This is a genomic window from Segatella copri, assembly GCF_024330485.1.
Taxonomy (GTDB): domain Bacteria; phylum Bacteroidota; class Bacteroidia; order Bacteroidales; family Bacteroidaceae; genus Prevotella; species Prevotella copri_L.
The window spans coordinates 12,942-38,846 of the sequence record NZ_JANDWX010000004.1; the positions used below are offsets into that span (position 1 = coordinate 12,942).

19 protein-coding genes are annotated in these 25,905 nt (G+C 47.0%); 10 read left to right on the forward strand and 9 right to left on the reverse strand.

Annotated features, from left to right (window positions below; all coding sequences use genetic code 11):
- Positions 1–28 precede the first annotated feature (28 nt).
- The 6 genes from NNC77_RS04020 to NNC77_RS04045 all read left to right on the forward strand — a co-directional run bounded on the left by NNC77_RS04020 (position 29) and on the right by NNC77_RS04045 (position 5,780).
- Positions 29–727, forward strand: coding sequence for a DUF4827 domain-containing protein (locus tag NNC77_RS04020; protein ID WP_118065715.1), 699 nt, complete (start codon positions 29–31; stop codon positions 725–727).
- Between the two features lie 20 nt (positions 728–747).
- Complete coding sequence (glmM, locus tag NNC77_RS04025) at positions 748–2,139, forward strand: phosphoglucosamine mutase (protein ID WP_022120332.1); 1,392 nt, start codon at positions 748–750, stop codon at positions 2,137–2,139.
- A 251-nt stretch (positions 2,140–2,390) separates the two neighbouring features.
- Positions 2,391–3,314, forward strand: a complete 924-nt coding sequence (locus NNC77_RS04030) for a hypothetical protein (protein WP_234564656.1) — start codon at positions 2,391–2,393, stop codon at positions 3,312–3,314.
- A 21-nt stretch (positions 3,315–3,335) separates the two neighbouring features.
- Complete coding sequence (locus NNC77_RS04035; RefSeq protein WP_234564655.1) at positions 3,336–3,839, forward strand: S24/S26 family peptidase; 504 nt, start codon at positions 3,336–3,338, stop codon at positions 3,837–3,839.
- A gap of 13 nt (positions 3,840–3,852) precedes the next feature.
- Positions 3,853–4,119, forward strand: a complete 267-nt coding sequence (locus NNC77_RS04040) for a PqqD family protein (RefSeq protein WP_234564654.1) — start codon at positions 3,853–3,855, stop codon at positions 4,117–4,119.
- A complete protein-coding gene (locus tag NNC77_RS04045; RefSeq protein ID WP_234564653.1) occupies positions 4,116–5,780 on the forward strand; it encodes an ABC transporter ATP-binding protein in 1,665 nt (554 codons plus the stop codon). The genes NNC77_RS04040 and NNC77_RS04045 overlap by 4 nt, the downstream gene beginning before the upstream one ends.
- 685 nt (positions 5,781–6,465) lie before the next feature.
- On the opposite strand, the gene NNC77_RS04050 is transcribed toward NNC77_RS04045, so the two are convergent.
- Complete coding sequence (locus NNC77_RS04050; RefSeq protein WP_234564652.1) at positions 6,466–6,849, reverse strand: hypothetical protein; 384 nt, start codon at positions 6,847–6,849, stop codon at positions 6,466–6,468.
- Positions 6,850–7,077: 228 nt separating this feature from the next.
- Between NNC77_RS04050 and NNC77_RS04055 the strand changes: the two genes are divergently transcribed.
- The 3 genes from NNC77_RS04055 to NNC77_RS04065 are packed head-to-tail and all read left to right on the forward strand — an operon-like array spanning position 7,078 to position 11,486.
- A complete protein-coding gene (locus tag NNC77_RS04055) occupies positions 7,078–8,472 on the forward strand; it encodes a hypothetical protein (protein ID WP_254970170.1) in 1,395 nt (464 codons plus the stop codon).
- Positions 8,473–8,490: 18 nt separating this feature from the next.
- The gene (locus NNC77_RS04060) at positions 8,491–10,980 is read left to right on the forward strand and encodes a C10 family peptidase (RefSeq protein ID WP_254970169.1); all 2,490 of its coding nucleotides are present in this window, start codon (positions 8,491–8,493) and stop codon (positions 10,978–10,980) included.
- A gap of 53 nt (positions 10,981–11,033) precedes the next feature.
- Positions 11,034–11,486 carry a PepSY-like domain-containing protein gene (locus tag NNC77_RS04065; RefSeq protein WP_254970168.1) on the forward strand — a complete coding sequence of 151 codons (453 nt, stop codon included), beginning with the start codon at positions 11,034–11,036 and terminating at the stop codon, positions 11,484–11,486.
- A gap of 69 nt (positions 11,487–11,555) precedes the next feature.
- On the opposite strand, the gene NNC77_RS04070 is transcribed toward NNC77_RS04065, so the two are convergent.
- From NNC77_RS04070 to NNC77_RS04090, 5 genes are all read right to left on the reverse strand, one after another.
- Complete coding sequence (locus tag NNC77_RS04070; RefSeq protein WP_254970167.1) at positions 11,556–12,614, reverse strand: YncE family protein; 1,059 nt, start codon at positions 12,612–12,614, stop codon at positions 11,556–11,558.
- Positions 12,615–12,627: 13 nt separating this feature from the next.
- Complete coding sequence (locus NNC77_RS04075) at positions 12,628–13,917, reverse strand: hypothetical protein (RefSeq protein WP_254970166.1); 1,290 nt, start codon at positions 13,915–13,917, stop codon at positions 12,628–12,630.
- Between the two features lie 236 nt (positions 13,918–14,153).
- The gene (locus NNC77_RS04080; RefSeq protein ID WP_147329675.1) at positions 14,154–15,512 is read right to left on the reverse strand and encodes a hypothetical protein; all 1,359 of its coding nucleotides are present in this window, start codon (positions 15,510–15,512) and stop codon (positions 14,154–14,156) included.
- Between the two features lie 17 nt (positions 15,513–15,529).
- A complete protein-coding gene (locus tag NNC77_RS04085; protein WP_233339638.1) occupies positions 15,530–16,177 on the reverse strand; it encodes a zinc ribbon domain-containing protein in 648 nt (215 codons plus the stop codon).
- A gap of 245 nt (positions 16,178–16,422) precedes the next feature.
- Complete coding sequence (locus NNC77_RS04090) at positions 16,423–17,313, reverse strand: Rpn family recombination-promoting nuclease/putative transposase (RefSeq protein WP_117694032.1); 891 nt, start codon at positions 17,311–17,313, stop codon at positions 16,423–16,425.
- Between the two features lie 271 nt (positions 17,314–17,584).
- Here NNC77_RS04090 and NNC77_RS04095 point away from each other — a divergent pair, with 271 nt between their 5' ends.
- A complete protein-coding gene (locus tag NNC77_RS04095) occupies positions 17,585–20,248 on the forward strand; it encodes a thiol protease/hemagglutinin PrtT (RefSeq protein ID WP_254970165.1) in 2,664 nt (887 codons plus the stop codon).
- A 109-nt stretch (positions 20,249–20,357) separates the two neighbouring features.
- Here NNC77_RS04095 and NNC77_RS04100 read toward each other — a convergent pair whose 3' ends face one another.
- The 3 genes from NNC77_RS04100 to hflX are packed head-to-tail and all read right to left on the reverse strand — an operon-like array spanning position 20,358 to position 25,192.
- Entirely contained in the window at positions 20,358–22,016 is a 1,659-nt protein-coding gene (locus NNC77_RS04100) for a FumA C-terminus/TtdB family hydratase beta subunit (RefSeq protein ID WP_153139232.1), read from the reverse strand.
- A gap of 43 nt (positions 22,017–22,059) precedes the next feature.
- Positions 22,060–23,916 (reverse strand): DUF4954 family protein, encoded by a 1,857-nt coding sequence (locus NNC77_RS04105; RefSeq protein WP_254970164.1) that lies wholly within the window; start codon positions 23,914–23,916, stop codon positions 22,060–22,062.
- Positions 23,917–23,944: 28 nt separating this feature from the next.
- Positions 23,945–25,192 carry a GTPase HflX gene (gene hflX, locus NNC77_RS04110; RefSeq protein WP_022120421.1) on the reverse strand — a complete coding sequence of 416 codons (1,248 nt, stop codon included), beginning with the start codon at positions 25,190–25,192 and terminating at the stop codon, positions 23,945–23,947.
- Positions 25,193–25,905: the final 713 nt, after the last annotated feature.

Sequence of the window (25,905 nt, forward strand, 5' to 3'; positions counted from 1 at the left end):
CCCAATAAATCAGATTTTAAAAAGAAGAATGAAGAAATTTTTGTTTGCAATGATTGCTTTCGCGGCTGTTTTATCGTTTGCCGCATGCAATGATAGTGAGACTTATAAGGACATGCGCGACAGAGAACTCGATTCTATCAGCTCTTTCTTGCGTAAGGAAAATATTAAGGTCATCTCTGAGGATGAGTTCAACAGACGTTGGAAAAATAATGAAAAACTGACGGATACTGCAAAGAACAACAACGAATGGGTACTTTTCAACAGTAACGGTATTTACATGCAGGTGATTGACCAGGGATGTGGCGACTATATCAAGAAAGGTACATCGGTAGATGTATTGGTCCGCTTTGATGAGTATAACCTTTCGTATGCTGCTGAAATGAGCGATAAGTGTCTCACGCTTTCAAACAAAGTTCCTGCTTATTCCTATTATATAGATAAGATAAGTGTTACCAATACTTCCGGTACATTCACCGGTTCTTTCGTAGATCCTTCAGCCAGTCTGATGGCCAGAACATATAATTCATCCAGTTATGGCAGTGTAAGTTCTACTGTGCCTAGCGGCTGGCTCATACCATTCACCTGGATTAAGATAGGCAGACCGAAGACTGTTGATGAACGCATCGCTCATGTCCGTTTGCTCGTACCTCACTCTTACGGTACCACATCGGCATCGGGCAGTGTGCAGGCATGTGTCTACGACATGACCCTGCAGAAAGGAAGATAAACATAAAAAGAGATATATTTATGACACTGATTAAGTCAATTTCTGGTATCCGCGGTACTATCGGCGGTCCAGCGGGCGATACTTTGAATCCGCTCGATATCGTAAAGTTCACTTCAGCATACGCTACCTTCATTCGCCGTAGCGGTGCTTCAGAGAGTAATACCATCGTTGTAGGCCGTGATGCGCGCATCTCTGGCGAGATGGTAAAGAATGTGGTTTGTGGAACCCTCATGGGTATGGGCTACGATGTGCTGAACATCGGTCTGGCTACTACTCCTACCACCGAACTTGCTGTTACCATGAGTGGTGCCGCCGGCGGTATCATCATCACAGCTTCTCACAACCCACGCCAGTGGAATGCCCTCAAGCTCCTCAACGAGAAGGGTGAGTTCCTCACAGCAGCTAATGGTAACGAGGTGCTGGGTATCGCAGAGAAGGAAGACTTCGACTATGCGGATGTGGATCATCTCGGAAAATATACTGAAGACAATACCTTCAACAAACGCCATATCGACTCCGTACTTGCTTTGAAGCTCGTAGATGTCGAAGCAATCAAGAATGCCCACTTCAAGGTTTGTGTAGATTCCATCAACTCAGTTGGTGGCGTTATACTTCCTGAGTTGCTCGATGCGCTCGGTGTAGCATATACTTTCCTCAATGGTGAGCCTACAGGCGACTTTGCTCATAATCCGGAGCCATTGGAGAAGAACCTCGGTGGTATCATGGATGAGTTGAAGAAGGGTGGCTACGATATGGGTATCGTTGTAGACCCTGATGTTGACCGTCTGGCTTTCATCTGCGAAGATGGCAAGATGTTTGGCGAAGAGTATACCTTGGTAAGTGTGGCAGATTACGTATTGGGCAAGACTCCAGGTAATACCGTCAGCAACCTTTCATCTACCCGTGCCCTCCGTGATGTTACCGAGAAGCATGGTGGCAAGTACACCGCAGCTGCTGTAGGTGAGGTGAATGTAACTACCAAGATGAAGGATGTTCACGCTGTTATCGGTGGTGAAGGCAATGGTGGAGTTATCTATCCAGAGAGCCATTACGGTCGTGATGCCCTCGTTGGTATCGCCCTCTTCCTGAGCAGTCTGGCTCACAAGGGCTGCAAGGTGAGCGAGCTCCGTGCCAGCTTCCCTAACTATTTCATTGCCAAGAACCGCATCGACCTGACTCCATCAACCGATGTAGATGCTATCCTCGTGAAGGTTAAGGAGATGTATGGTAAGGAGAAGGATGTCACCGTAACAGATATCGATGGCGTCAAGCTCGATTTCCCTGACAAGTGGGTTCACCTCCGCAAGAGTAATACCGAGCCTATCATCCGTGTATATAGCGAGGCCTCTACCATGGAGCAGGCTGATGAACTGGGCAAGAAGCTCATGCAGGTGGTTTACGATATGCAGTAAGATACTGAATATGAGATCATATAAAAAGAGATGAAGCAACGTAGATTTTGCTTCATCTCTTTTTTTTGTGCGCCGATTTCCATCTGCAAAACTTCAGTAATTTGAAGAAAGATAGAGAAAGATTTGGCTTTCTCAGATAAAAATCGTATTTTTGTTGCGAAATTGCAGACAATGAGGCCTCTGAGCCTTTGTTGCAGTAATGAAAAACTTGAACCGTTCCTGATAGGGAGCATAAATGAAATTACAGAATAATGGAATCTATTATAAAGCATTATCAGGTAGCCCATGTCGGGTTCAGCCTTTCTTATCCTGATTCCTCTCAGGAGATGATGGCTGTTTTACTGGAGCCTTATCAGGCGTTTGAATGCGATGAACAGGTCGCATCTGCTGCCCTGACCTCCTTCTCTCTTACCTTGAACGAAAGCGGGGAAGAACTGAGGAAACCTGCCGGTTTCAAGGAGGAATGCAGACAGGATGAGGAGGGACAGCTCATTATCAGCGGTAGTCTGGGAGAGAAGCAGAAGGCGTTCCTGATGGCAATGACTGATATGAAATCGATACTGGTTACAGGTCATGATTATCAGCATTCCAGTCTTCTGGTTCCTGCTGGTACCTTCAGCCAGAAGTCGGCTTTCGGGTCCCTCAAGGCAACCGTTGACACCTCGCTGATGCTGCTCTATGCCATGCGTTCGGCTGCCGGAAATACACTCCTGTTTCATTCTTCTACCATAGTAAAGGATGGAAAGGCTTATCTCTTCCTGGGCAAGAGCGGAACGGGCAAGAGTACGCATTCCGGACTGTGGCTCAAACATATCGATGGCACCCGATTGCTGAATGATGACAACCCGGTGGTATATATATCGCACGAAGGAACGCCCATGGTGAGTGGCTCGCCTTGGAGCGGAAAGACACCTTGCTATAAGAACGAGGAATATCCGATAGGGGCAATTGTCCAATTGCGCCAGGCACCAGAGAATAAAATCAGAAAACAGACCGTCATAGAGTCTTATGTGTCTATCAAGACTTCTGTCTCCGGCAAGGCATGGGAGAAGGAAATTGCAGATGGCCAGCATCAAACGATAGAGAAGCTGATCGGGGCTACCCGGCTTTATCAGCTCGACTGTCTGCCTGATGCCGGTGCAGCCCTCCTTTGCAGTCAGACCATCAGCCAGTAAAAACAATTGAGCAATAGAAAGATGAATACATCCGATTCAAAATATAAGGCAATAGCCGCGCTCGAGCAATTTATCCGTGAAGGTCGTCCTGTCAAGTTTCCGGTCAAAGGAACCAGCATGCTTCCCTTTATCGTAGGTGATAGAGATTGCGTAGAATTCTATCCGGTAGAAGGCGAGTTGAAGGTGGGCGATATTGTGATGGCGAGGGTAGAAGAAGGCTATCCGGTGGTGCATCGCATCATCGGGATAGAGCCTGTTGCAGGAGCAGCATCCCCCGCATCTTTTTCTGCAGATGATTGCCGTATCGTGCTGACGGGCGATGGAAATCTCGGTTTTAAGGAGCATTGCCTGCGCAAGGATGTCATTGCGAAGGCGCATGCTGTCATCTGTCCCGACGGCAGCCGCAAGAGTCTCATCTCGCAGAAAGCGCTCAGAAACTGGCACAGATGGCAGAGGTTGAGGCCTGTGCGTAGGGGCTTGCTTAAAATAATCAAGCTCTATATCCGTTTATCATATAAAAACTAAAAAACAAGATACAATGAAGATCAAGAACGATTTCAAGCTCCGCGAAATTTGCGGTGAGTATGTGGTAACAGCTGAAGGTATGCAGGCTGTAGACTTTACCAAGTTGATCAGTCTCAATGAAACTGCCGCCTTTCTCTGGAAGACGGCTGAGGAACAGGGTGAATTTACGGTAGCTTCGTTGGCTCAGGCTCTGTGCGATGAGTATGATGTAGTCATGGCTCAGGCAGAAAAAGACTGCGAGGCGATTATTGCCCAGTGGCAGAAAGAGGGACTGGTATGAGGAAGTATGCACTATGGTTTTTCCGCCAGATGTCTGCAGTCCGTGGACGTTTGCTGTTGCGCATCATCGCCGGTCTCCTGCAGGTAGCATTAGGTTTGTGGCTCGTCTGGCTGTGTCGCCGGTTCATCGATGTGGTGATCTGGCGTGGTAATGTGCTGCGCGAAACCATCGTGCTTTTTTCAGTCATCGCCCTGCTGATAGCCCTTCGCCAGCTGGTATTCTATCTTTCCGGCATCACCGAGGTTATCCTCCAGAATGATATGCGTAGCCGCCTCTTCCGGTTTGTGCTGGGCAGGAAACTCTATGCCGTTAAGCATCAGGCTGAGGCTGGTCCCGGAAAGCCTGCTTCTGATATGCTTTCCGGCGACATCAGCCAGCGTTTGGAGCGCGATCTCTCATCAGCCTCTTCGGTAGTTACGGATATTCTGCCCACAATCGTAGTCACCCTGGTGCAGCTCTTCGGTGCCTTCTTCCTGATGCGTTCTATCGATTCCATTCTGGCATGGAGCCTTCTGGTACTGACACCGGTGGTTGCGGTCTGTGCCAAGTATCTCGGCAGCCGACTCAAGAAGATGACGCTGGCGATACGTGAGGAGGAGAGCAGCATACAGATGATGATTCAGGAGACGGTAGAACATGAACTCACCATCAAGACCTTGCAGGCAGAGAGCACGGTTTCCGGTAGGGTAGGCAGCATGCAGCAGCGTTTGCATCATCTGGTTCGCCGTCGTATCCGTTTTACGTTGATATCCCGTCTGCTCCTGGCTTTCACCTTCAGTTACGGCTATTTCGGAGCCTTTGTCTATGGTGCCATCCAACTCAAGAATGGGTTGATAACCTTTGGTGTGATGACCGCCTTCCTGCAGTTGGTGGGTCAGATACAGAGTCCTATCATGTCGCTCTTGGGCATGATTCCCCAACTGATTCATGCATCAGCGAGTGTAGACCGGTTGGTAGAGATTGAAAATACCGAGCAGGAGGAATCTCTGGTGCAGGCAGATGCTTCTATCCCTTTGCAGCGTGCTTGCGGCATCCGTCTTCAGAATGTGAGTTATTCATATCCCGATGAGCGAAAGAAAGTTGTTGTCAGTCATTTCTCTTATGATTTCCGTCCCGCCACATCTGTGGCGATAGTAGGAGAAACCGGTTGTGGCAAGACCACCATCCTGCGTCTCTTGTCGAGTATCATCCAGCCCGATAGCGGAAGGATAGTATTGTATGATGCCCTGGGCAAAGAGACAGAAGGAACCGGCATGCGTTCGCATATCGTGTATATAGAGCAGGGTAATACGCTGATGAGCGGAACCATTCGCGATAATCTTCTTCTTGCCAATCCCGTGGCTACCGATGAGCAGCTTACCGAAGCCCTTCATGTAGCCTGTGCCGATTTCGTTTTCAGTTTGCCGGCAGGTATGGATACGAAGATAGGAGAGCATGCCACCCGTTTGAGTGGCGGTCAGGCACAGCGTATTGCCATAGCCCGCAGTCTTTTGCGCGAAGGTAACATTCTGTTGCTTGATGAAATCAGCTCATCGCTGGATGCCGAAACCGAGAAGCTTCTTTTCGACCGTCTCTTTACTTCGTATGCCGATAAGACTATTATCTGTGTTACGCATAGGAAGGAGGTGGCAGACAGATGCCAGGAGCAGATACGGCTGTGATGAAATGACCTAACCTCTTTATGCTCTGGGGATAGGTTATCCCCAGCCCCCAGGCAGTATCTGGTAATGTGTAGTGAGAATATCGTGAGGGATAACCCCAAATCGTGATGGATGATAGATGATTACATAAAACTTATTCACGAATACGGCTGCATCGGGTTACAAATATGGCTGCGTGGGGTTACAAATATGGCTGCGTAGGGTTACGAATATGACTGCATCGGGTTACGAATATGACTGCGTAGGGTTACAAATATGACTGCGTAGGCTAACGGAGACGTATCTGTAAGCTTATCGAGACGTCTGCATCAGCCAACAGAGACGTCTGAACTCGCTGACTGAACTACTTGAGTTTCTTGACTGAACCACTTGAGTTTCTTGACTGAACCACTTGAGTTAGCTGACTGAACCACTTGGGTATTCTTCTTCATGTGCTTGAATGTAACCATAAAACTTTTCAACCATACAGGTCGAAATTGTTTCAGCGGGCGAGAGCCCCCTCAAACTTTTACTTTTATTTATGAATCGTCAGCCCGACGCAGTGAAGCGGAGTGCTGTTTTTATAGCATTATAAATACTTTCCCGGAATCTGCTGCAAGGCAAAATCCCCGGAAAGTATAAGCCCCCAGCCTGCTTGCGAAAGTAGGCTGGGGAATTTCTTATCTGTTACCTCTAAGATAATATCTTATTTCAATTTTTCTATCTGTTCCTGGGTAAGACCGGAATACTTCATAATCAGATTGAGGTCAACGCCATCAGCAAGCATATTTCTGGCAATATCAAGGCTTCGCTGGTTCATACCTTTTTCCATACCTTCCGCAAGACCTTCTTGCTTACCTTTCGCCATACCTAATTCCATTCCCTCCTTCATACCCTTTTCCATACCTTCAGCTATACCTTCACGCTTAGCTGTGTCTACGGAATTCTTGATGTCGCGATATGCCATCTTGCTGGTCTCGTACTCCCTCATTTCCTGAGGAGTAAACTTGGCTATCTCGGCTTCCTCGAAGAGGCGGTCGAAGCCGAAATCGGTCAGCAAGCTGATGTATCTTTCTTCTACCTGTTTCATACGCTTTATGTTTTTGCCTTGAAGATTATACAGTACTACATGCGAACGGTCGGTTTTAAAGAAAAAATAACGAATATCTGTTAATAAAAGTTTAAGCGTGTCCTGTCTTGGAAAAATTATAGTATATTTGTAACCGAAAAGACGGGTCGGCGTGACTCGTAGTGATCCATGAGATGACAGAATAAAACAGAAACTCAAAATTAGTAATTATTTAACGAGAAAAATAAGATGAAAAGAACCATTTTAACAGCAGTGTCGCTGCTAATCTTATTCGTATTGCCACATCATCTTTCTGCCGGGCCACGATCCTGGCAACAGGCGCAGAAAATAGCGGAAAGAATTGGCTGCTGGGCAAAGAATTCGGTGGCGCCTATGACGCCGGGCAACGTATTCCTGAAAATGGGGGATAAGGAAACGGCGGTGCCGCTAAAACTGACCAACTGGGGTGATACCGAGGTGACCAGCATCAGCTATACCTTTTATTATACAGATAAGCAGGTGAGCGAGGGACCTTTCGTGTTGCACTTAGACCAGCCGCTCAAGGATGGAGAAACGCGAGAGGTAAAAATTCCTATCAAACCGGGCCAGAAACTGGGAAAGGAAGAGTTGCTCTTCAATATCACACAGGTGAACGGACAGTATAACGAGGCTTCGGCGGGATATGCCTATCTTACCTGCTGCACGGTCAACAAGATGCCGCACAAGCGGGTACTGGTAGAAGATTATGCGGGAATGTGGTGCTGGCACTGTCCTATCGGACTGGTGGCTACCGATGCCATAGCGCGTATGTATCCCGACGACGTAGTGGCTGTTTCTGTTCATAAAACTGATGATATCAGCAAGGTTGTATCCCGTTGGGTATATGAAGGCTTGATAGACCGCTATGCCGTAACGGTTCCTGCCGTATGGGTGGCACGTGATAACAAGGCTGCCGGTTTTGACATTACCGATGCTTTCAAGATAGAAAAGAGCAAGGTTACCTACATGAACATGGAGGTGGACGCAGAATGGGATGAGAACGGTAATAACATACGTGTGAAAACCCAGGTGGAACCATGCATGTTGCCTGATGAGGGCGAAACGTTTGCCATAGGCTATGTGATGACTGCCAGCGGACTGAGCGACGACAAATGGCGACAGGAGTCGAATTATGCCGAGTATTCCAGCGACAGTTATAAGGATGCACCCGAAGAGATGAAGTTCTATGCCGATGCTGCCAACTATGTAGAGGGCTGGTCGCAGGTTAAGGGCATGGTGTATAACCATGTAGCGATAGAATCGCAGGGTATGGACAACGGACTGGAGGACTCGAAGATGACCGACTTCCGGGCAGACGAGGTAAAGACGCACTCCACCACTTTTGAGGGTGTAAACAAATACAGCGTGATCCGCGACCGCAGCAAGATAGAGATAGCAGCGGTGCTCTTCAACACCAAGACCGGGAAGATAGAAAATGCTGCCCGCTGCAGTGTGCGCAATCATGGCACTACAGGTATACGTCCTAACCTTGTTCAGGAGCAGAAAAAAACGGAGGGCATCTACGACATGCAGGGACGCAAGGTGAACGGCAAGCCGAAGCCGGGCATCTATATCGTGAACGGCAAGAAAACGGTAATCAGATAATTCTTTTTGACCTGAGATATGATGGATAAGAAATTTTACGCCATAGCCGTATCGGCGATATGTGCTATGAATGTCTATGCCGGACCGGTAGACGTGAACAAGGCGCAGACAATGGCAAGAAAGTTTATCGGAAATCCTGTGAGTGTGGGGCCGTCGGTGGTGCAAAGCCGCGGACCCCGTACTTCAGAACCATCGCTTCACCTCTTCAACAACCAGGATGGTGAAGGCTTCGTTATCGTGGCGGGTGATGACCGGGTAGGCGGGGTACTGGGATATAGCGACAGGGGAAGACTGGATGCTGAAAATATGTCGGCTCCGATGAAAAAACTCCTGGAGCGATATGCACGGGTGGTGGAGCAGGTGAAGGTAGACAGCATCAGCGTGACGCCGGTTTATGCCAAACCGCCGAAGGCATCGGTAAAACCGCTCGTCAGTGCGGAGTGGAGCCAGGATTATCCTTATAACTACTATACCCCGCGCAGCAGCACCAGCGGCAAGCCTACCTATACGGGCTGTACCATCACGGCGATGGCACAGGTGCTCTATGCCCACCGCTGGCCTAAGATGAGACCCGAGGGGGTAAACCGGGGTAAGGGTGCCATGGCATACGATTATTATGACTGGGACAACATGCTCGATTCCTACAGCGGAGGAGGGTACAGTGAAGCACAGGCGCAGGCAGTGGGCGTGCTGATGCGCGACTTGGGAAAACTGGCTCAGGCTACCTACGGTGTGCACGGAACCCTCTGTGATGAGGCAAAGTTATGGAGTTCCCTCGAGCACGATTACAACTGCAATGTGCGCCAGCTGGAGAAGGACAGACTGCCGGGCGGCGAGTTTCTGCAGGCTATCTACCAGGAACTGTCTCTCGGCTGTCCGGTCTTCATGACGGGCGGCGACCATGCCTTTTTATATGATGGCTACGATGAGAACGGACTGGTGCATGTAAACTGGGGATGGGCTGGTCTGGACAATGGCTATTTCGACATCAATACGGCAGCGACGGCGGGCGGAGGTTACGGCAGCGACGGCTGTTACTACGAACATCAGATAGCGCTCTTCGTGCATCCGAACGACGGAATGATAGAACCGCTGCAACCTAAACCGGTGGTGCTGTCGGTGAACAATGACCAGGGACTGCAGTTCCAGGCGAGTGAAGGAATGACGGTGAAGTCGCTTATTCCGGCGCAGATCAAAGGTGTGGGAGCCCGCAATCTGGCTCAGAATGCCGGAGGCGCCTATACCGGACAGATAGGCATCGGACTCTTTACGCAGGACGGAAAGTGTATGCATGTCTTCGGGCAGTCGGGTGTCTTGACTTGGGCTACCTATTATACCAGCTACAATTTCGAATATGACTGGTGGAAGATGGACCTGAATGAGATAGACGGTCTGGCAGACGGCACCTATACTCTGCGACCTTTGGGCCGCCGACTCCTGGATGCTGACAAGGGCGTTTGGGAAGACTGGAGGCAGATGGTGAATGGCAATTCCGTGCCGATGATTGTAAACCGTGGCGAGGTTACGCTGGTACAGGCAGACAACAAGCCTCACCTGTTGCTTGCGGGAAAGCCAGAGGTGCTGGAGCCAGCCTATCAGTACAGCAGCCAGTTGGCAGGCATTCTGCTGAATGTATCTAACCTGAGCCGCTATCAGGCTCGCGGCGAGTTACAGGTGGAACTGGAGGGCACGGGAAATCTGGCGGGTGAAACCTATCAGGTACCGAATGCCTATCTCGTCCACATGGTGGCGCAGCGCATGGATACTACCCAGTGGCTCGTGAGGTTCATGACATCCTATTCGGGCTCTACCGGCTCTCATGAGCTCAAGGCAGGCAAGTATCGCATGAAGCTCCGCTTCAACCACAATATCGAGACGAAGAATCCTGGCGTCTACGAGATTCCGGTGCCGGAAGATTTCCTGCTCGAGGTATATCCTAACAACTACGAAGGCAGGGTGACCGTTACATCAGTGAAACTCCTGGATGAAACGGGCAGTTATGTGCCTTCCCATTACTTCGACCTGGATCAGAAGCCGCAGCTGGTGCTGGGTATGTCGGGCTATATGAAGTATCTGACGCAGGGCAGCCTGCAGACCCGCATGCGCTACCGTCTGGTCAATGTGGCTACGGGCGAGACTGCGTATACGAGCAGCATCAGCAGAGTGAGCATTCCGCGCAACAATGATACGGATCTTACGGGTTCTACCCGCCATACCGTGAATCTTTCTGAGTTGGCAGAGGGCACCTACGAGATACATGTAGATATAGAGCGTGACGGCATGTGGCTGGACCGCTGGAATGCCAATACGTTGCGCCGCCGCATTACGCTCTACCGCAAGGCGCCTACTACAGGCATCACGAAGCCGGCTCTATCGCAGGGCACGGGCAGTGCAGCCGCTTCTTCATCTTCTGATGCAGTATACGGATTGGATGGCCGCAAACTTACCAAAGTTACCCAGCCGGGCATCTATATCCGGAATGGAAAGAAGGTGGTAATGCGCAAATAATAATTGACAGAATAAACAGGTAATTGATTCAATAATTTTTAAAATTAGACAACATGAAAAGAAAGTTTTTGACGGCATTTTTGTCGATGGTATTGGCTATGATATCAGTATCTTGCCACAGCAGTGAGGAAAGAATAATCAGTTTTGATGATTTGCCGATGCATGCACAGCAGTTTGTAAAGAAGCATTTTGCCGAGGTTGCCGTGAGCCATGCGGAGAAGGAAAAGGACAACGGCCGGTGGGAGTATGATGTATTGCTCAGCGATGGAACCCAACTGGAGTTTGATGAGAAAGGCGAGTGGACTTCGGTTAACTGCAAGTTCTCTGTGATGCCTGATGGTATCATTCCAGCCAACATTGCAGCAGATATAGCGAAGCGATATCCTAATCAGAAGCCTTACAAGATAGAGAAAGAGTTAGGTGGATATGAAATCGATATCCCTGGTTATGAACTCTATTATAATAAAGCCGGTGTCTTTATCCGTGTAGAAGCCGATTATCATTAATAACAGAAATCCCCCATCCAGCGAAGGCAGGATGGGGGAATTTATTTTAAAAATAAGACAACGCTACGGTTATTTCTGTCTTGGCTTGATTTCGTATGCCGGATTGTTACGGATATCCCAGCGGTCTAACTTTGCACCATTGGTGAGTATCAGTTTCTCCTTCTGGTAGGTTATGATGGTCTGCGAAGGAAGGAGGACGCGGTCATCGGCGGTGAAACAGCGCAACGGATTGGCAAAGTTTCTTGCCTGGAAATCGGCGAGACTGTATTCTGCCAACTGTATCTTGCCGTCCTTCAACATTGATACGAAGAACTTATCCTTGTCACCGGTCTTTGAAATGGAACGGATCTTGAAGTTCTGGGAACGGGAAACCTTGAGCGGGGCATAATCCTTTTGCTGGATGATGTCTTCTACTTTCCATGAATAGATGGTTCCCGTGCGAGGGATGAAGGCATAGAGCGAATCGCCAATCACCTCCATATCGTAGGATTCTCCCAGCGGCTCATCCTTGCTGCCAATGAAATCGCCACCCGTACTGAGCTTGGCAAATACCTTATTGTTGTTTGCTGCCTCCAGGTTCAGCGCCTCGCGGTCGAAGACCCGGATGTTGGTATACTTTGAGTCGCGCACGAAAACAAGACGAGGGGTTGCGCAAACACAGCCCACCTTCGAAACCATGCTGGCTGGCCAGGAACCTGTGCCCAGGCGGCTGAGATATTTGCCCGTTTTCCTGTCGAAGATCTGTACCTCCTGATTTTCGCCGGCAGCCACAAAGAGATGGTCGCCTTCTGCATAAACATCGCGTGCCAGCGTGCGGTCTCCGTTGCTCATGCTGCGCTTGAATTCCAACGTTTCGGCATCGAAGACATCAACACACTTGCCTGCAAAATTCGCCACATACAACTCTTCGCCATCGTGAAAGAGGTTGGCTGCATCCAGCGGTCTGCCACCTAAATCTTCGGCTGTGCGGGAAAGATGTCCGTCCAGATAGAAATGATCTGCCACCTTGATGGTATCTACCGGTTGCGGTACCACTCTGTCTTCCGTTATCTCACGTATTTCTGTCTTATCGCAGGAAGCTAAAGCCAGCATCATTCCTGCTCCTATCATGATCATATTTTTTCTCATATAGTTTCCTCCTTTATTTTGCATGATCTTTAATTGGGTTCTCTGTGAAATATTTCACCAATCTGCTCTTTTTGTAAAAATCCTCTATGGTCTTCTGCAGTTTGGCATCATCCTTGAAGGTATCATTGATGCCACAGTCGCGATACTTAGCATTCTCCTCTTTGTGGAAGCCCAGCAGATTGCGGTCGGTATAAGGGAGATCGCCCTTATGGTTCAGCCACATGTGCAACTGCCAGATAAATTCCGGCCATCCTACGTTGACACCTTCCGGTGTTTTGGCTGGATACGTCATATTGCTGTCGTGACTATAGTCCATGCAGTGCATGTGCTCGTGGGTAATTGCTTCCCATCCGCTGAACGAACCATAATGGCCATAGAAGTTCCAGTCGGTAACGGTCCAGATGTAGCCGCCGCCCAATCCACCGTATGCCGGACTAGACTGTCCGAGCACGAAGTTTTTCGGTGCCTTGAATCTTTCCATTTCGCTCTGGTATTTCTCGGCTGTGAACGTTACTTTATTGTTGTCGTAGAGATCGCCGCCCATCACCTTCTTGAAGTTTGCCATCACATGCTTATATTCCGGAGTGGTCATCATATAGGTATAGTTGGTGACAATCACCACCCATTCGCGGGCGTAGATAGGTTTCATTTCACGGAAATTGTGTGATTCTCCTACCTCTGGAGTCCACCCGTAGTTGGAGAAACTGCAGATCCATCTGGCATCAATCTTCTGGAGCATCTTGAAGTGCTCATCATCGCTCACGAGACGTGTCTTCATCCTGTTAAGGTCGAGATACGGGCAGGTGAAACTCACGAAGTTTCCGTTTTTCTTTTTCCAGATATTCCGTCTGCCAACGAATGATGGCTTGAAGGAGAAGCGGGAGAAGGCGGGAATGGATTTAATGAACGCCACCGGAATGTATTCATCCACTTCCGGGATATACATCTCGAGTGTTACGTTGGAGACTGGTTTTGCCGACCAACTGGTGATGACGAGCGATTCATCCTCAGTAGATTTCCTAACATTGATGAGGTTGTCAGTCTGGAAGGTGTAATCCGGTTTGTCTACGATTTCAGTTGATGGGTCAGATAGATTCAGGATGTGTTTAGCCTGTTCTGCCGGCAACTTTTCGAAAACCACCGTATCCTTTTTGAAATCTTCCTGGAACGGTTTTTCAATGTCGTTGTATACGATCTGGTCTTCATAATCGGTGGAGCAGGATGCCATCAGGGTCATCGCTGCCACGAGTGTGGTTCCAGCAGCCAGTGCCGGAATCTTTCGATGTTTTTTCTGCTTCATCATTTTGAGTTTTTACTGTTAAAATACTTACTATGAAAAATAGGATGCAAAGATAAGAATAAATATTGGTTTGTCCAAATAATCATGCTGTTTTTGGGGGCTATTTCTTACATTTTTATAGAAGCAGAGACAAGTTATTTTTATTACGCAAGGAAACTTGCAAAAAACTCTGTTTCTTTTCATAAAAATAAAGTGCCGAATAGGATAAACCCTATCGGCACAATCTTCAATTCAATTAATTAGAATTCTTTTTGGTATGCTATGGTAACAGTTGAATACTCTGATTCATTCAGATTTATAAAACTGACCATAATACTTGTTTTTTTATCTTTAGAAATAAAATTATGCAAATCGGCAAGGCCTCCATTGTTTTTCCCCTTATAGATGTAATGCTGCTTCATCCATGTTAAAACGCTTTCTTTTTTAACTTGCATAAGCATAGATGTTGCACTGAAGTACTGGCCATTCATTATCATATACATGATGGATGGACTATGAGGGTCATTATCATCATCGCTGGCAAAAGCCAACATGTCTTCATCGCTCTTCACATAGCCTGCTTCCTTCATATAAGCTGTGATAGTAGCTTTGTTTGCAGACCAATCAAGAATTGGTTCGATGTATTTACGCCCATTAGGTTCGGAAATAAAATCATAGTAGCTGAACTTACTTGTTGAACCGGTCTTTTGACTTGATGCTGCTGTTCCAACATTACCAGTTACTGAAGCAGCCGAAATTGTATTCTCTGTAGATTTTTCCACTTGCATACCAGAGTCTGCAATGAATCCGCTACCACCATATACATTTCCCATAACATCGCCTAATCCTTTTAAAAGTCCCTTTTTCTCACGGGTTTTGACAACCATATCTACACTGGAATTTACAGATGAGAAAATGTCAACCTCGCCACTATTGACTTTACAAAGAGTTTTTGTATCAGAAACTTCTGTTGCGGTCAATGTTCCAATATTTTTGGCTACTTGCTCTCCAGCTACGTCTTTCATGATGGCAACATCAAACTTCTGTCCCTTTTTAATTCCGTTTGATGCTCCCAGATTAATATATACGGTCAGAGCTTTATCATCTTTAGCATTGTCAATTAATACAATCTTTCCAACCACAGGAAACACCTTTTCCATCATCTTGGTCATGCTTAACTTTACCATCTTACATGCATCAGCAATCGCATCAGCCTCGCCACTCATGCTGTTACCTCTGGTTGTGAACATAAACGAAGTTGAAGATTCCTGCGAATTCGGCTTAATCATAGTAATAACATAGTTAAGGTTTACTTCTGTCAGCGTAAATCTTTCTCCTTTATCTTCTGCAGTTTGGCTGGATACGGCTGGTTTTTGAAGATGACCTTTAAGTAAAGTATACTGCTTGTCAGTGGCTTTACAGTTTTCTGCATCTAAAACGTTAACTCGCATAGTCTTGACTAATGCTCTAATAACATTTTCCCTTAAAGTTCGTATATCACTGTCAGTATAACCGCCTTCTGCAGTAAACTTCTCAACCAATACGTTAGCTTTCTCTTGTGCATGAGTAAATACCATTACCATGAACAACATAGATATACACAAAATAATTCTTTTCATATAATTTTTTAATGAGTTTAATTATTATTTTTCTCTTCTAATTCCTTCTTCCATATTTCAAGAGCCTGGGAGTCATTCTTCGATTTGAAAATCTTATCCATTTCATCTCTATGTTCTTTCATATTGGCATATGAGAAGTATTTTTGTAAACCCCAAATGCCCAATATAACGAATACAAAGATCCAAAATTCGGCAGAACTCCAAGTTAATATTCCATGTTTAGACCCAAAAGCTCTAAATATAAATGTCATGACAATGGCTAAAATAACTATGGTTGCACATCCAAGACCTACTTTCTTGCGTTTGTTGGTTATGTCGTCAAAATAAAAAGGATCAGTATCCCCACAATTAGGACATGTCTGAGCGCTTGAACTGATCTTTTCCTTGCATGTTTTACAGTAAAGAATGTGTCCGTCATTAATTACAGTTGTTCCTTTTGAATCAGAAGTATCTGAAAGAGTTTCTGTTTCATCCAAAGCATATGTAGGTTCATTGCATATAGGACATACCTTTGCATCTGCAGCAATAGATTCTCCACAGGCAGGACCGTTTTTTGTTTCCTTTAAGGGATGAGTTTCATCTAACCATTCCCCACAATGTTTGCATTTCTTCGCAATTGCGAGAATTTCTTCGCCACAATAAGGGCATCTCTTTGTTTTTTCCATAATTTTATATTATTATCATTTTCTGCTGCAAAATTAAATGTTTTTTGTGATATATGGATAGAATAAACCCTAATATAGCATAGGATTTTCCCTATACTCATAATGATAGGATATAGATAAGTAAAGCTAAATAACCTGTTTCCATCGTTTTTCTTAGCTATATCCAGGGCATTCTGGCTCATATCGCGTTATGCCTTTTTATTAGCTTCATACTCCCTCATTTCCTGTTTCATATGCCATTCGTTTTATGAGTTGCCCAAATTCTCGACAAAATTCAAAGGTAACTGGGTTGCCTTAGCAACTCGTTCGGCAGAAAGTCCCATTGCCAGCAAACGTTGTGCCGTTTCAGTGTTGGCCTCATGTTTGCCTTTCGCCATGCCTATTTCAATACCCTCCGCAAGACCTTCTTGCTTTGCCGTATCAATGGAATTCTTGATGTCTCGATATGCCTTTTTACTGGCTTCATACTCCCTCATTTCCTGCGGAGTAAACTTGGCTATTTCGGCTTCCTCAAAGAGGCGATCGAAGACCTTGTCGCACAGTTCTTTAGGGCGCTGTGTAAGCTTATAGAGATTCTTCAGGGCATAGAGCCACTTCTCGTAGAGCGTATCCAGTTCTTCCAGGGGCTTGTTGAACTTGGCTATCTCTACATAGATAAATTCCAACTTATCGTAGAAAATCTTGTGGGTAGCGGTATCGCACAACTGTACATGATGGCGGATTTTCTCCTTGTCGAAGGCATCCTCGTTCATGTTAAAGTTGAGCAGCGCTACGGTATAGACATGATTGAGTTTGAAATCCCAGTCACTCCCCTTGGGTGCCTGCTCGCGAATCGGGAAAGTAGAGTAGAAAAGGGAGCGGTCCTTGAAATATGTCTGGTAGGCATTCTGCATTTCAACGATGAACTTCTCGCCGTTTTCGCCCTCACAATAGACATCGAAGATGGCTTTGCGGTCGGTATAGACATCTCCCACGTGCTCTGGGTTCAGATACGACACGTCCTTCACAACCTGTTTGCCATTAAACAAACTGTTGAGGAAGCAAATGAGCAAATCCTTGTTCATTGCTGTTCCAAAAATTCGCTTGAAACCGAAATCGGTCAGCAAACTGATGTATCTTTCTTCTACCTGTTTCATACGCTATACCATATTATCACTTATTTGTTCCGAGATATTCGGCTTTCTCCTAAGTCTGCTGCAAAGTTAAGACTTTTATTCGTAATAAGCAAGAAAATTGGAAGAAACTTTTATTTTATAAACACACGAATATTTGGAAAAATCTCTGTATTTTTCAAAGAAAAGTTGTATATTTGCAGAAAACTTTCTGGATGATGGCAAAGTGTAGCTAATCAGATATTTCCAGAAGGTGGCGTAATTAACTCAATATCAAACATAAAGACCTGAAGAAATGAAAAAGAATGAAGAAAGAAGAAAATGGAAGGGACTGAAAAACGGGTTCCTGTTGGTGGGATTCATAGCCCTGCTGATAGCCAGTTCGCAAACTGTTCGTGCCGAGGAAATCAATTGGCTGAAGGCGGCGGAGATAGCTAAGAGATATGTCACTCTGCCGCAAGATACCGGTATGAAAGCAAAGGAGAAGGGCAGGAAAAACAAGACCGGTTCACCTTATTATATATATAATGATGCGAGGGGACAGGGATTCGTTATCGTATCTGGTGATGACCAGATGGGAGAAGTGCTGGGATACAGCAAAGAAGGCAGTCTCGATACGCTCAATGCCAATCCCTGCGTAAAACTGCTGCTTTCGGGATACCGACAGACTTTCGAGGTGCTGAAAGAAGGAAAGGTGAAGGTGCAAAGCCATACACGCACCGGACTTTACTCTAAAACCGTAGCGCCGATGATGAAAAGCAAATGGGGACAGTCATATCCGTTTAATGCTAAAACGGGATATGATTACAGCGGCTGTGTGGCTACGGCTGTGGCTCAGATGATGTATTATCATCAGTGGCCGGCTCAGGGACAGGGAAAAAACGAATATGTGGTAACCTACTACCAGGCAAAGAAAAGTGCGGATTTCAGTCAGTCGCATTACGACTGGGCCAACATGTTGCCAGACTACCGCTATCCGGTTCAGGCTACTCCTGCACAGATAGATGCCGTAGCCTTACTGATGAACGATGTGGGTGTGGCTTCTTTCATGCAATATACGCCCAGCGCAAGTGGAACCCAGGGAGTCTTCGCCTATCAGGCGCTGCAGAAGCATTTCGATTATTCGGCAGCCTACGTTACGAAAGCTGTAGAAGGACCGGGGAGGTTTGCAGAAATCCTGAGACAGGAACTGCTCAACGGATGTCCGGTTTATCTGGAAGGCAGACCAGCCGGTTCGGCTTCCGGTCATGCCTGGGTAACTGATGGTTTCGATGAAAACGGCCTCTTCCACATGAACTTCGGCTGGGAGGGACAGGGCGATGCCTATTATTCGCTCACCAATCTCAATGTTTCGCAGACCGGAAGTGAGTTTCAGGGCAAACCGCTTGCCTTTAACCGTGCCATTACCGCCATATTAGCTCATCCCAACAACGGGAAATATCCCGAAATAGAGCGCGGATTGCTGGAAACATCGCCGCAGCTGATGTTCAACGAGGGTGGTTCTCTCAGCCTGAAAGAGGCGTCAGGAAAGTTATTCGACCCTTCACAGCCGGTAACTGTCGAGATGACTTCCTTCGTCAACAGAGGCAAGCCTTTCAGGGGTGACATCGGTGTTGCCGTTTATGATGAAGCAGGGAATCTCAAGCAGGTGGTTTATTCTGATGATCATCAGCAGGGAGGCTTTACGGAAAGACTTTATGGCGGAGAGCAGAAGGGATGGATGGGAACTGATTATCTTATCAATCAGGCTCAGAAAATCAGTCTCAGTCTTGCCGGTCTTGAAAACGGTTATTACCGTATCATCGCTATATGTGCAGCCCGGAAGGATGATGGTTCATGGGATGATTTCCTGCCGATGAAGAAGGCACCTGTTATCGGGGTGGAACTGAAAGACGGTGCCGGCCGCATCTCTGAAATCTGTTCGGAAGATGCCCGCTTCCAACTGATGGGGCAGCCAAGACTTGACGGCAAAGCTGAACAGGGCAGCAAGGTACGTGCCTTCTTCACTATCAAGAACCTCAATGGTGTGCCGCGCGACTGTTATCTGAGAGTGAAACTGCTGGATGAGAACCAGGAGGTTGTGTTGAGTATACGTGTGGACCAGCTGACCGAAATAGATGGTTTCAGTGAGACCGAAATCCCGATTCTCCTTTCGGTTCCTGCCCAGCTTGCTCCGGGATATTATCAGGTAAAACTGGAGATTACTTCGGATGAAGCCGAAACCCAGAATTGTCCGGTCAACGGTATCCACGATCAGGATGCAGCCTATATAGAGGTGGTAAAAGGAGAGGAGAAACCGCTGATGGCAAAAGCTGAAGTCTTTCTGACTGATGATTCGCACGAGAAGATAGAAAGCGGAAGCGTCGATGTATCGAAGGTATCTCTCTTCAAGATGGGTGTTTCGCTGCGTACGACAGAAGACCGCAGTTACGAGGGGCTTGTTTCCCTCATCTCTGAAGATGTAGATACAAAGAAAGAAATAGTGGTAAATGGAATCAGCGATGAGGTAAGCGTCTCATCAGCTTTCGACGTGCCGCTTTATAGCTACTGGCTGCGCAAGGGTAATCTGTCTTGGACCGATGGTCATACTTATCTGTTCAAGGTGATGGGCGAGATAGGAGGAAAGAAAGTGGAACTGAAGAATCCGCAGGAACCTTCTTATTATCTCAAGCGAAAGGGCGATATCCTTATTCTCTATCAGGATATAGCTACAGGAATAGAAAATGCTACCATCTCTGATACTGAAACCGAGATCTGTCGCGAGGGACATCAACTCCTGGTTTCGGGCAAGGACGTGAGAAAGATTAAACTGTATCATGCGGGAGGAAACCTGCTCAGACAGGCATCTGCTACGGATGGAAAAACAGTCAGCCTCTCTTTACAGGGTATCAGACAAGGCGTTTATCTGTTGCGGGTAGAAACCGGTATGCAAAGCAAGACATATAAACTGCTGCTTTAAACGGATGTTCCTGTTTGGGAAACAGAACAGGTTATCCGATGTAAGTATAAAAAGAAAGCTCAGGGCTATCTGCCCTGAGCTTTTTTCATTATCATGATTTCTGTATCATTTACTTCTGGCATTCCTTGCAAGGAGTCCAAGGCTTCAACTGCTTGAAGAAGTCGTTGCCCTTATCATCTACGAGGATGAATGCAGGGAAGTCCTCTACGGTAATCTTCCAGATAGCCTCCATACCGAGCTCTGGGTACTCTACGCACTCGATGCTCTTGATAGAACTCTTAGAGAGAACGGCAGCTACACCACCGATAGTACCGAGGTAGAAACCACCATGCTTCTTGCAAGCCTCTGTAACAACATCGCCACGGTTACCCTTGGCAATCATTACAAGGCTAGCGCCATGATCCTGGAACTCATCTACGTATGGGTCCATACGGTTGGCTGTGGTAGGTCCCATAGAGCCACATGGATAACCCTCTGGAGTCTTGGCTGGTCCTGCATAGAGGATAGGGTGGTTCTTGAAGTACTCTGGCATCTCCTCGCCTGCATCCAGACGAGCCTTGAGCTTAGCGTGAGCGATATCACGAGCCACGATGATGGTACCCTTCAAGTTAACACGGGTGCTTACAGGATACTTGCTCAACTCAGCACGAACTGCGTCGATACCCTTGTCGAGGTCAATCTCGATACCCTTGGTACCCTCACCAGGGTTACGGAGCTCCTCAGGAATCAACTCTGTTGGGTTCTCATCCATCTTCTCCAACCAGATACCATCCTTGTTGATCTTAGCCTTGATGTTACGGTCGGCAGAGCAGCTTACACCCATACCGATAGGGCAGCTTGCACCATGACGTGGCAAACGGATCACGCGGATATCGTGAGCGAGATACTTACCGCCGAACTGTGCACCCAAGCCAATCTTGTGAGCCTCTTCGAGGAGCTTGTTCTCCAAGTCGATGTCACGGAAAGCACGACCCGTCTCATCACCTGTTGTAGGCAACTCATCGTAGTACTTGATAGAAGCCAACTTCACGGTGAGGAGGTTCTTCTCAGCTGAAGTACCACCGATAACGAAGGCGATGTGGTAAGGAGGACATGCTGCTGTACCCAGACTCTTCATCTTCTCTACGAGGAATGGGAGCAGTGTGCCCTCGTTCTGGATAGTAGCCTTGGTCATTGGGTAGAAGTAGGTCTTGTTGGCAGAGCCACCACCCTTAGCTACCATCACGAAGCGGTACTCGTCGCCCTCTGTAGCCTCGATATCAATCTGAGCAGGAAGGTTGCAACGGGTGTTCACCTCATCATACATGTTGAGAGGAGCGTTCTGAGAATAGCGGAGGTTGTCCTGTGTGTAGGTGTTGTAAACACCCAGGCTCAGTGCCTCTTCGTCCTCGAAGTCGGTCCATACGCGCTGGCCCTTCTCACCGTGGATGATAGCAGTACCTGTATCCTGGCAGAATGGGAGAATGCCCTTAACGGCAGTCTCTGCATTGCGGAGGAACTGGAGTGCTACGTACTTGTCGTTCTCTGAAGCCTCTGGGTCGCTGAGGATCTTAGCCACCTGGAGGTTGTGCTCACGACGGAGCATGAACTCTACGTCGTGGAAACCCTGCTGTGCCAGCAAAGTAAGAGCTTCCTTAGAAACCTTGAGGATAGTCTTACCCTCGAACTCTGCTGTACTTACGCCTTCCTTAGAGATAAGGCGATACTCTGTCTTGTCCTCTCCAATCTGGAACATTGGAGCATACTTAAAATCTGGAGTTTTTGCCATAATGTTTTTTGTTATTTTAAACTGTTGAAATATTCAAGTCTCATTAATTCTCGTATTCTATTTCCTGGTCGAGGCTGTCGACGAAGTTGCGGAAAACCTCTTCCTCCACATCGCCCATGGCAAATTCTTTCTCAGCATCCTTTCGGATTTCTGCTATCCATGAGCGGCGTGCCTTGATATAATCTTCGTGTATGCGGTTGGCATCTTCGAGTGTGATGTCACTGATGCCGTAGTAATCGCAGATCATCTGGTAGGTCCATGCCCACTGGTAGTCGCGATAGTTGGCATTGATTTCTTCAAACCGGTCGAGCAACTGTTCTATATTCTCGATAGTTCCTTCCTTCACATCCCTAACGATGCCTTCTTCTTCAGAAACCGGGAGTAGGAGTCCCGAAAGATCATCCCAATCGCCCACGCCGACATGGCTGGCTGGAGGGGTGATGGCTGGGTCGCGCTTCAGTACACGCTTCAATACGGCACCCATGTAGATGCGGAGGGCGATATCATAATATTTGATGCCCTTGTGGAGCGATGAAGCCGGTATGATATATTCGTGATAGAGATACTGCGAAACATTATCGCCCGTTACCTCGCGCAGGTTTTCAAGAATCTTCTTACCCTTCAGAATCTCGCCAACAGAATAAGGTGAAAGCCAGTCGAAGTTGACGATGCTCTTGCGGTTCTCCATAGCACGGAGATCACGCTTAGGCCATTTTTTGATATCGCGGTACAGACCTACGGTAGTGATGTTTCTGCCCGGGATGAGGAACATCTTGTCGCCATCGGCAATGAGGTAGGCGAAAGGCAGATTGCGGGTGTTAGGGTGGTGCATCAGCTTGCCGAAGCATACTGAGAAGGAACCCAGAGTGGCTGGCATCAGGAGATAAGCACCGCTGGCTGTCTTGGAACCGCGCTCCAGAATGCCCCAGTGCATAGGTCCCATCTTGTAGGCATGGTTGCTGAAGTTGGTGGCAGAACCGGCGTTATAGAAAGAGAACATGCCTCCGATAAGCAGACTGCTCTTATGATGAGAAGCGGTGAAAGGACCGCAGAAGGCTGCACAAGCCTCGCCATTGCTCATATAGGAGTTGGCGAAGAATACGGAGGCTGAAGCGGTAAAGCCGTTAGACAGCTGGCAGGCTTCGCCTACGAAGCAATCTTGTATCTTTACGCTGTTGATGACGCTGGCGCCTTCAGCGATGATGCTGTTTTCTGTAATAACGCCTGTGCCGATATATACGTTGCCATGAGCTGAGCCTAATAGTGTACAATCGCTCAGACGGGAAGCACCATTCACTTCGCAGTAATCATTGATTACGCAGTTGGTAATCTCCTTGGTATTGATGATCTTCACATTATTGCCAATCTGGCCCCGATCCGGCATCTTGTTGTCGATGTCGGTCTTGATGAGCTGGCGGATTTTCTCCTTCATTTCCTTGTCAGGGAAATGTTTCACCATGAAGGCTGCGAGCTGGCTGTTCAGATCGCTGAAGAGGATTACGTTGCCTTCGCCCACCTCGTTGAGTACGCTCACAAGATTTCCTTCGCCGTAAGTAGCTCCCTCGGTGGTTTCCATGGTCGAGATGTTTGAGATGTAGCAATCATCGCCAATGGTATAGTTGTTGATGAAATTGCCTACGTTTTCTATCAGACAGTCATCGCCTATGGTTACATTGCGCAAGGTGGCATTGTTGATGCCCGAATGCTTTACGAAGCCCTGGCTCACCTCCACGTTCTTGTTGAAGGATCCGATGTTTATTTCGCCATAGAGCATCACGCGGTGCATGAAGTTGGGCTTGAAATCTTCTGATACATTGACTGAGGTCCAGTCTTCGGCCCAGCAGTCGTTATGTTTAAGCACCTCGATTTCCTCGGTGGTTAAAGGTCTGTAATCATTCATAACTTACTTGTTATTGATATTTATGTTCTTACTCATAATCCTGGTACAGGAAGTCGTTGTATGGATACTTCTGTACGTGCAACTCTCTTACTTTCTTGTAGAGTATCTCGCGGAATTCGTCGATGTTCTCCTTGTTCTTTGCCGAGATGAAGAGGCAGTCCTCATTGAGCTTTGCCATCCAGGTCTTCTTCAGGTCTTCCAGCGGGATGTTCTCTTTCTCCATCGGTGTGAGGTCGTCTTCCTCTTTTTCTACCCATGAGTAGTTGTCTATCTTGTTGAAGATAATCATCGATGGCTTATCGGCGCAATCCAGTTCCTTGAGCGTATTCTCTACTACCTGGATCTGCTCTTCGAAGTCGGGATGTGAGATGTCTACTACGTGCAGAAGAAGGTCGGCCTCGCGTGTCTCGTCAAGGGTACTCTTGAATGAGTCGACCAGGTCGGTTGGCAATTTGCGGATGAATCCTACGGTATCGGCAAGGAGGAACGGCAGGTTGTCTACCACTACCTTGCGAACGGTGGTATCGAGGGTAGCAAAGAGTTTGTTCTCTGCAAACACCTCGCTCTTGCTGAGCAGATTCATGATGGTAGATTTACCTACGTTGGTATAGCCCACCAGTGCCACGCGCACCATTCTGCCTCTGTTTTTTCGCTGTGTAGTCTTCTGCTTGTCGATTTCTGCCAGTCGCTCTTTGAGGAGACTCATTCTGCCGAGGATGATACGGCGGTCCATCTCGAGCTGGGTCTCACCCGGTCCACGCAGACCAACAGATCCCTTACCGCCACCAGATCCTGAACCACCACCCTGTCGTTCCAGGTGAGTCCAGAGTCTTTGCAGACGAGGGAGCATATAGCGGTATTGCGCCAACTCTACCTGGGTTTTAGCCGCAGCGGTTTGCGCACGCATGGCGAAGATGTCGAGGATGAGTGAGGTGCGGTCCAGAATCTTCACCTGCAGTTCCTGTTCGATGTTACGGATCTGTTTGGCAGAAAGCTCATCATCAAAGATGACCATACCTACTTCTCTATCTTCCTCTTCTTCGTTTTTGATATATTCTTTGATTTCTTCGAGTTTACCCTTACCCACATAGGTGGTCTGGTTAGGAGAAACCACCTTCTGCGTGAATCGCTTTACGGTGACAGCCCCCGCAGTATCGGCAAGAAATTCCAGCTCGTCGAGATATTCTTTTGTCTTGGCTTCGTCCTGTGTCTTGGTAATCAGACCCACGAGTACAGCGGTTTCCGCCTTGACTTCTGATATTACAAATTCTTTCATCTAATTTCTTTATATATATAATAATGTGAAAAGATAGTGCAAAGATAGTGTAAAATACAGAGAAAACAAAATATAGCATCAATATTTTAACTTTTTTATTAATGTGGCAGAAAATATTCAAAAGACACAAAATGCACAGCTGTATTTTAGCCACAACTGCTCACAAAGGGTCTTTTTGGTGCGCAAAAATTGTAAACGTTTACGTGGTTTTTTGCATAAAAAATCGAGATTTATTTGATTTATATCAATATTTGTCTTAATTTTGCACCCAGAAAAAGAAATTGATTTTCAAAAACGAACAAATCATAACTACATAAAAAACACAAACTGCTGAAACATTCAAAAACTTCAAAGGCCTCGACGTGATGTCGGGGCTTTTTGTTTTCTTCTCATTCAGGAGCGATTCTTGTTGTACGCTACAGTAACAGAAGCTGGAACGTCGGCTATACTGCTGTTGCGTCATAGACAGATAATAATTTCAACCTAACAATAAAATGAAAATGAAGCAAAAAATTGTATTGCTGGTATTTTGTTGCTCGGTGCGGTTTGTGCGCAAGCCAACAATTATGAAGTAACATCACCTGATGGCAGATTGGCGGTCAAGGTGGAGTGTGTTGATGGAAAAACAGTGTATAATAAATAAAAAAGGGTGGCAGATATCTGAATCTGTCACCCTCTTTATTTTATGTTTCAATCCGTTTCTTCCGCGGATT

Coding starts and splice junctions, on each gene's coding strand:
- NNC77_RS04020 (WP_118065715.1), top strand. CDS start 29: ATGAAGAAATTTTTGTTTGCAATGATTGCTTTCGCGGCTGTTTTATCG.
- glmM (WP_022120332.1), top strand. CDS start 748: ATGACACTGATTAAGTCAATTTCTGGTATCCGCGGTACTATCGGCGGT.
- NNC77_RS04030 (WP_234564656.1), top strand. CDS start 2,391: ATGGAATCTATTATAAAGCATTATCAGGTAGCCCATGTCGGGTTCAGC.
- NNC77_RS04035 (WP_234564655.1), top strand. CDS start 3,336: ATGAATACATCCGATTCAAAATATAAGGCAATAGCCGCGCTCGAGCAA.
- NNC77_RS04040 (WP_234564654.1), top strand. CDS start 3,853: ATGAAGATCAAGAACGATTTCAAGCTCCGCGAAATTTGCGGTGAGTAT.
- NNC77_RS04045 (WP_234564653.1), top strand. CDS start 4,116: ATGAGGAAGTATGCACTATGGTTTTTCCGCCAGATGTCTGCAGTCCGT.
- NNC77_RS04050 (WP_234564652.1), bottom strand. CDS start 6,849: ATGAAACAGGTAGAAGAAAGATACATCAGCTTGCTGACCGATTTCGGC.
- NNC77_RS04055 (WP_254970170.1), top strand. CDS start 7,078: ATGAAAAGAACCATTTTAACAGCAGTGTCGCTGCTAATCTTATTCGTA.
- NNC77_RS04060 (WP_254970169.1), top strand. CDS start 8,491: ATGATGGATAAGAAATTTTACGCCATAGCCGTATCGGCGATATGTGCT.
- NNC77_RS04065 (WP_254970168.1), top strand. CDS start 11,034: ATGAAAAGAAAGTTTTTGACGGCATTTTTGTCGATGGTATTGGCTATG.
- NNC77_RS04070 (WP_254970167.1), bottom strand. CDS start 12,614: ATGAGAAAAAATATGATCATGATAGGAGCAGGAATGATGCTGGCTTTA.
- NNC77_RS04075 (WP_254970166.1), bottom strand. CDS start 13,917: ATGATGAAGCAGAAAAAACATCGAAAGATTCCGGCACTGGCTGCTGGA.
- NNC77_RS04080 (WP_147329675.1), bottom strand. CDS start 15,512: ATGAAAAGAATTATTTTGTGTATATCTATGTTGTTCATGGTAATGGTA.
- NNC77_RS04085 (WP_233339638.1), bottom strand. CDS start 16,177: ATGGAAAAAACAAAGAGATGCCCTTATTGTGGCGAAGAAATTCTCGCA.
- NNC77_RS04090 (WP_117694032.1), bottom strand. CDS start 17,313: ATGAAACAGGTAGAAGAAAGATACATCAGTTTGCTGACCGATTTCGGT.
- NNC77_RS04095 (WP_254970165.1), top strand. CDS start 17,585: ATGAAAAAGAATGAAGAAAGAAGAAAATGGAAGGGACTGAAAAACGGG.
- NNC77_RS04100 (WP_153139232.1), bottom strand. CDS start 22,016: ATGGCAAAAACTCCAGATTTTAAGTATGCTCCAATGTTCCAGATTGGA.
- NNC77_RS04105 (WP_254970164.1), bottom strand. CDS start 23,916: ATGAATGATTACAGACCTTTAACCACCGAGGAAATCGAGGTGCTTAAA.
- hflX (WP_022120421.1), bottom strand. CDS start 25,192: ATGAAAGAATTTGTAATATCAGAAGTCAAGGCGGAAACCGCTGTACTC.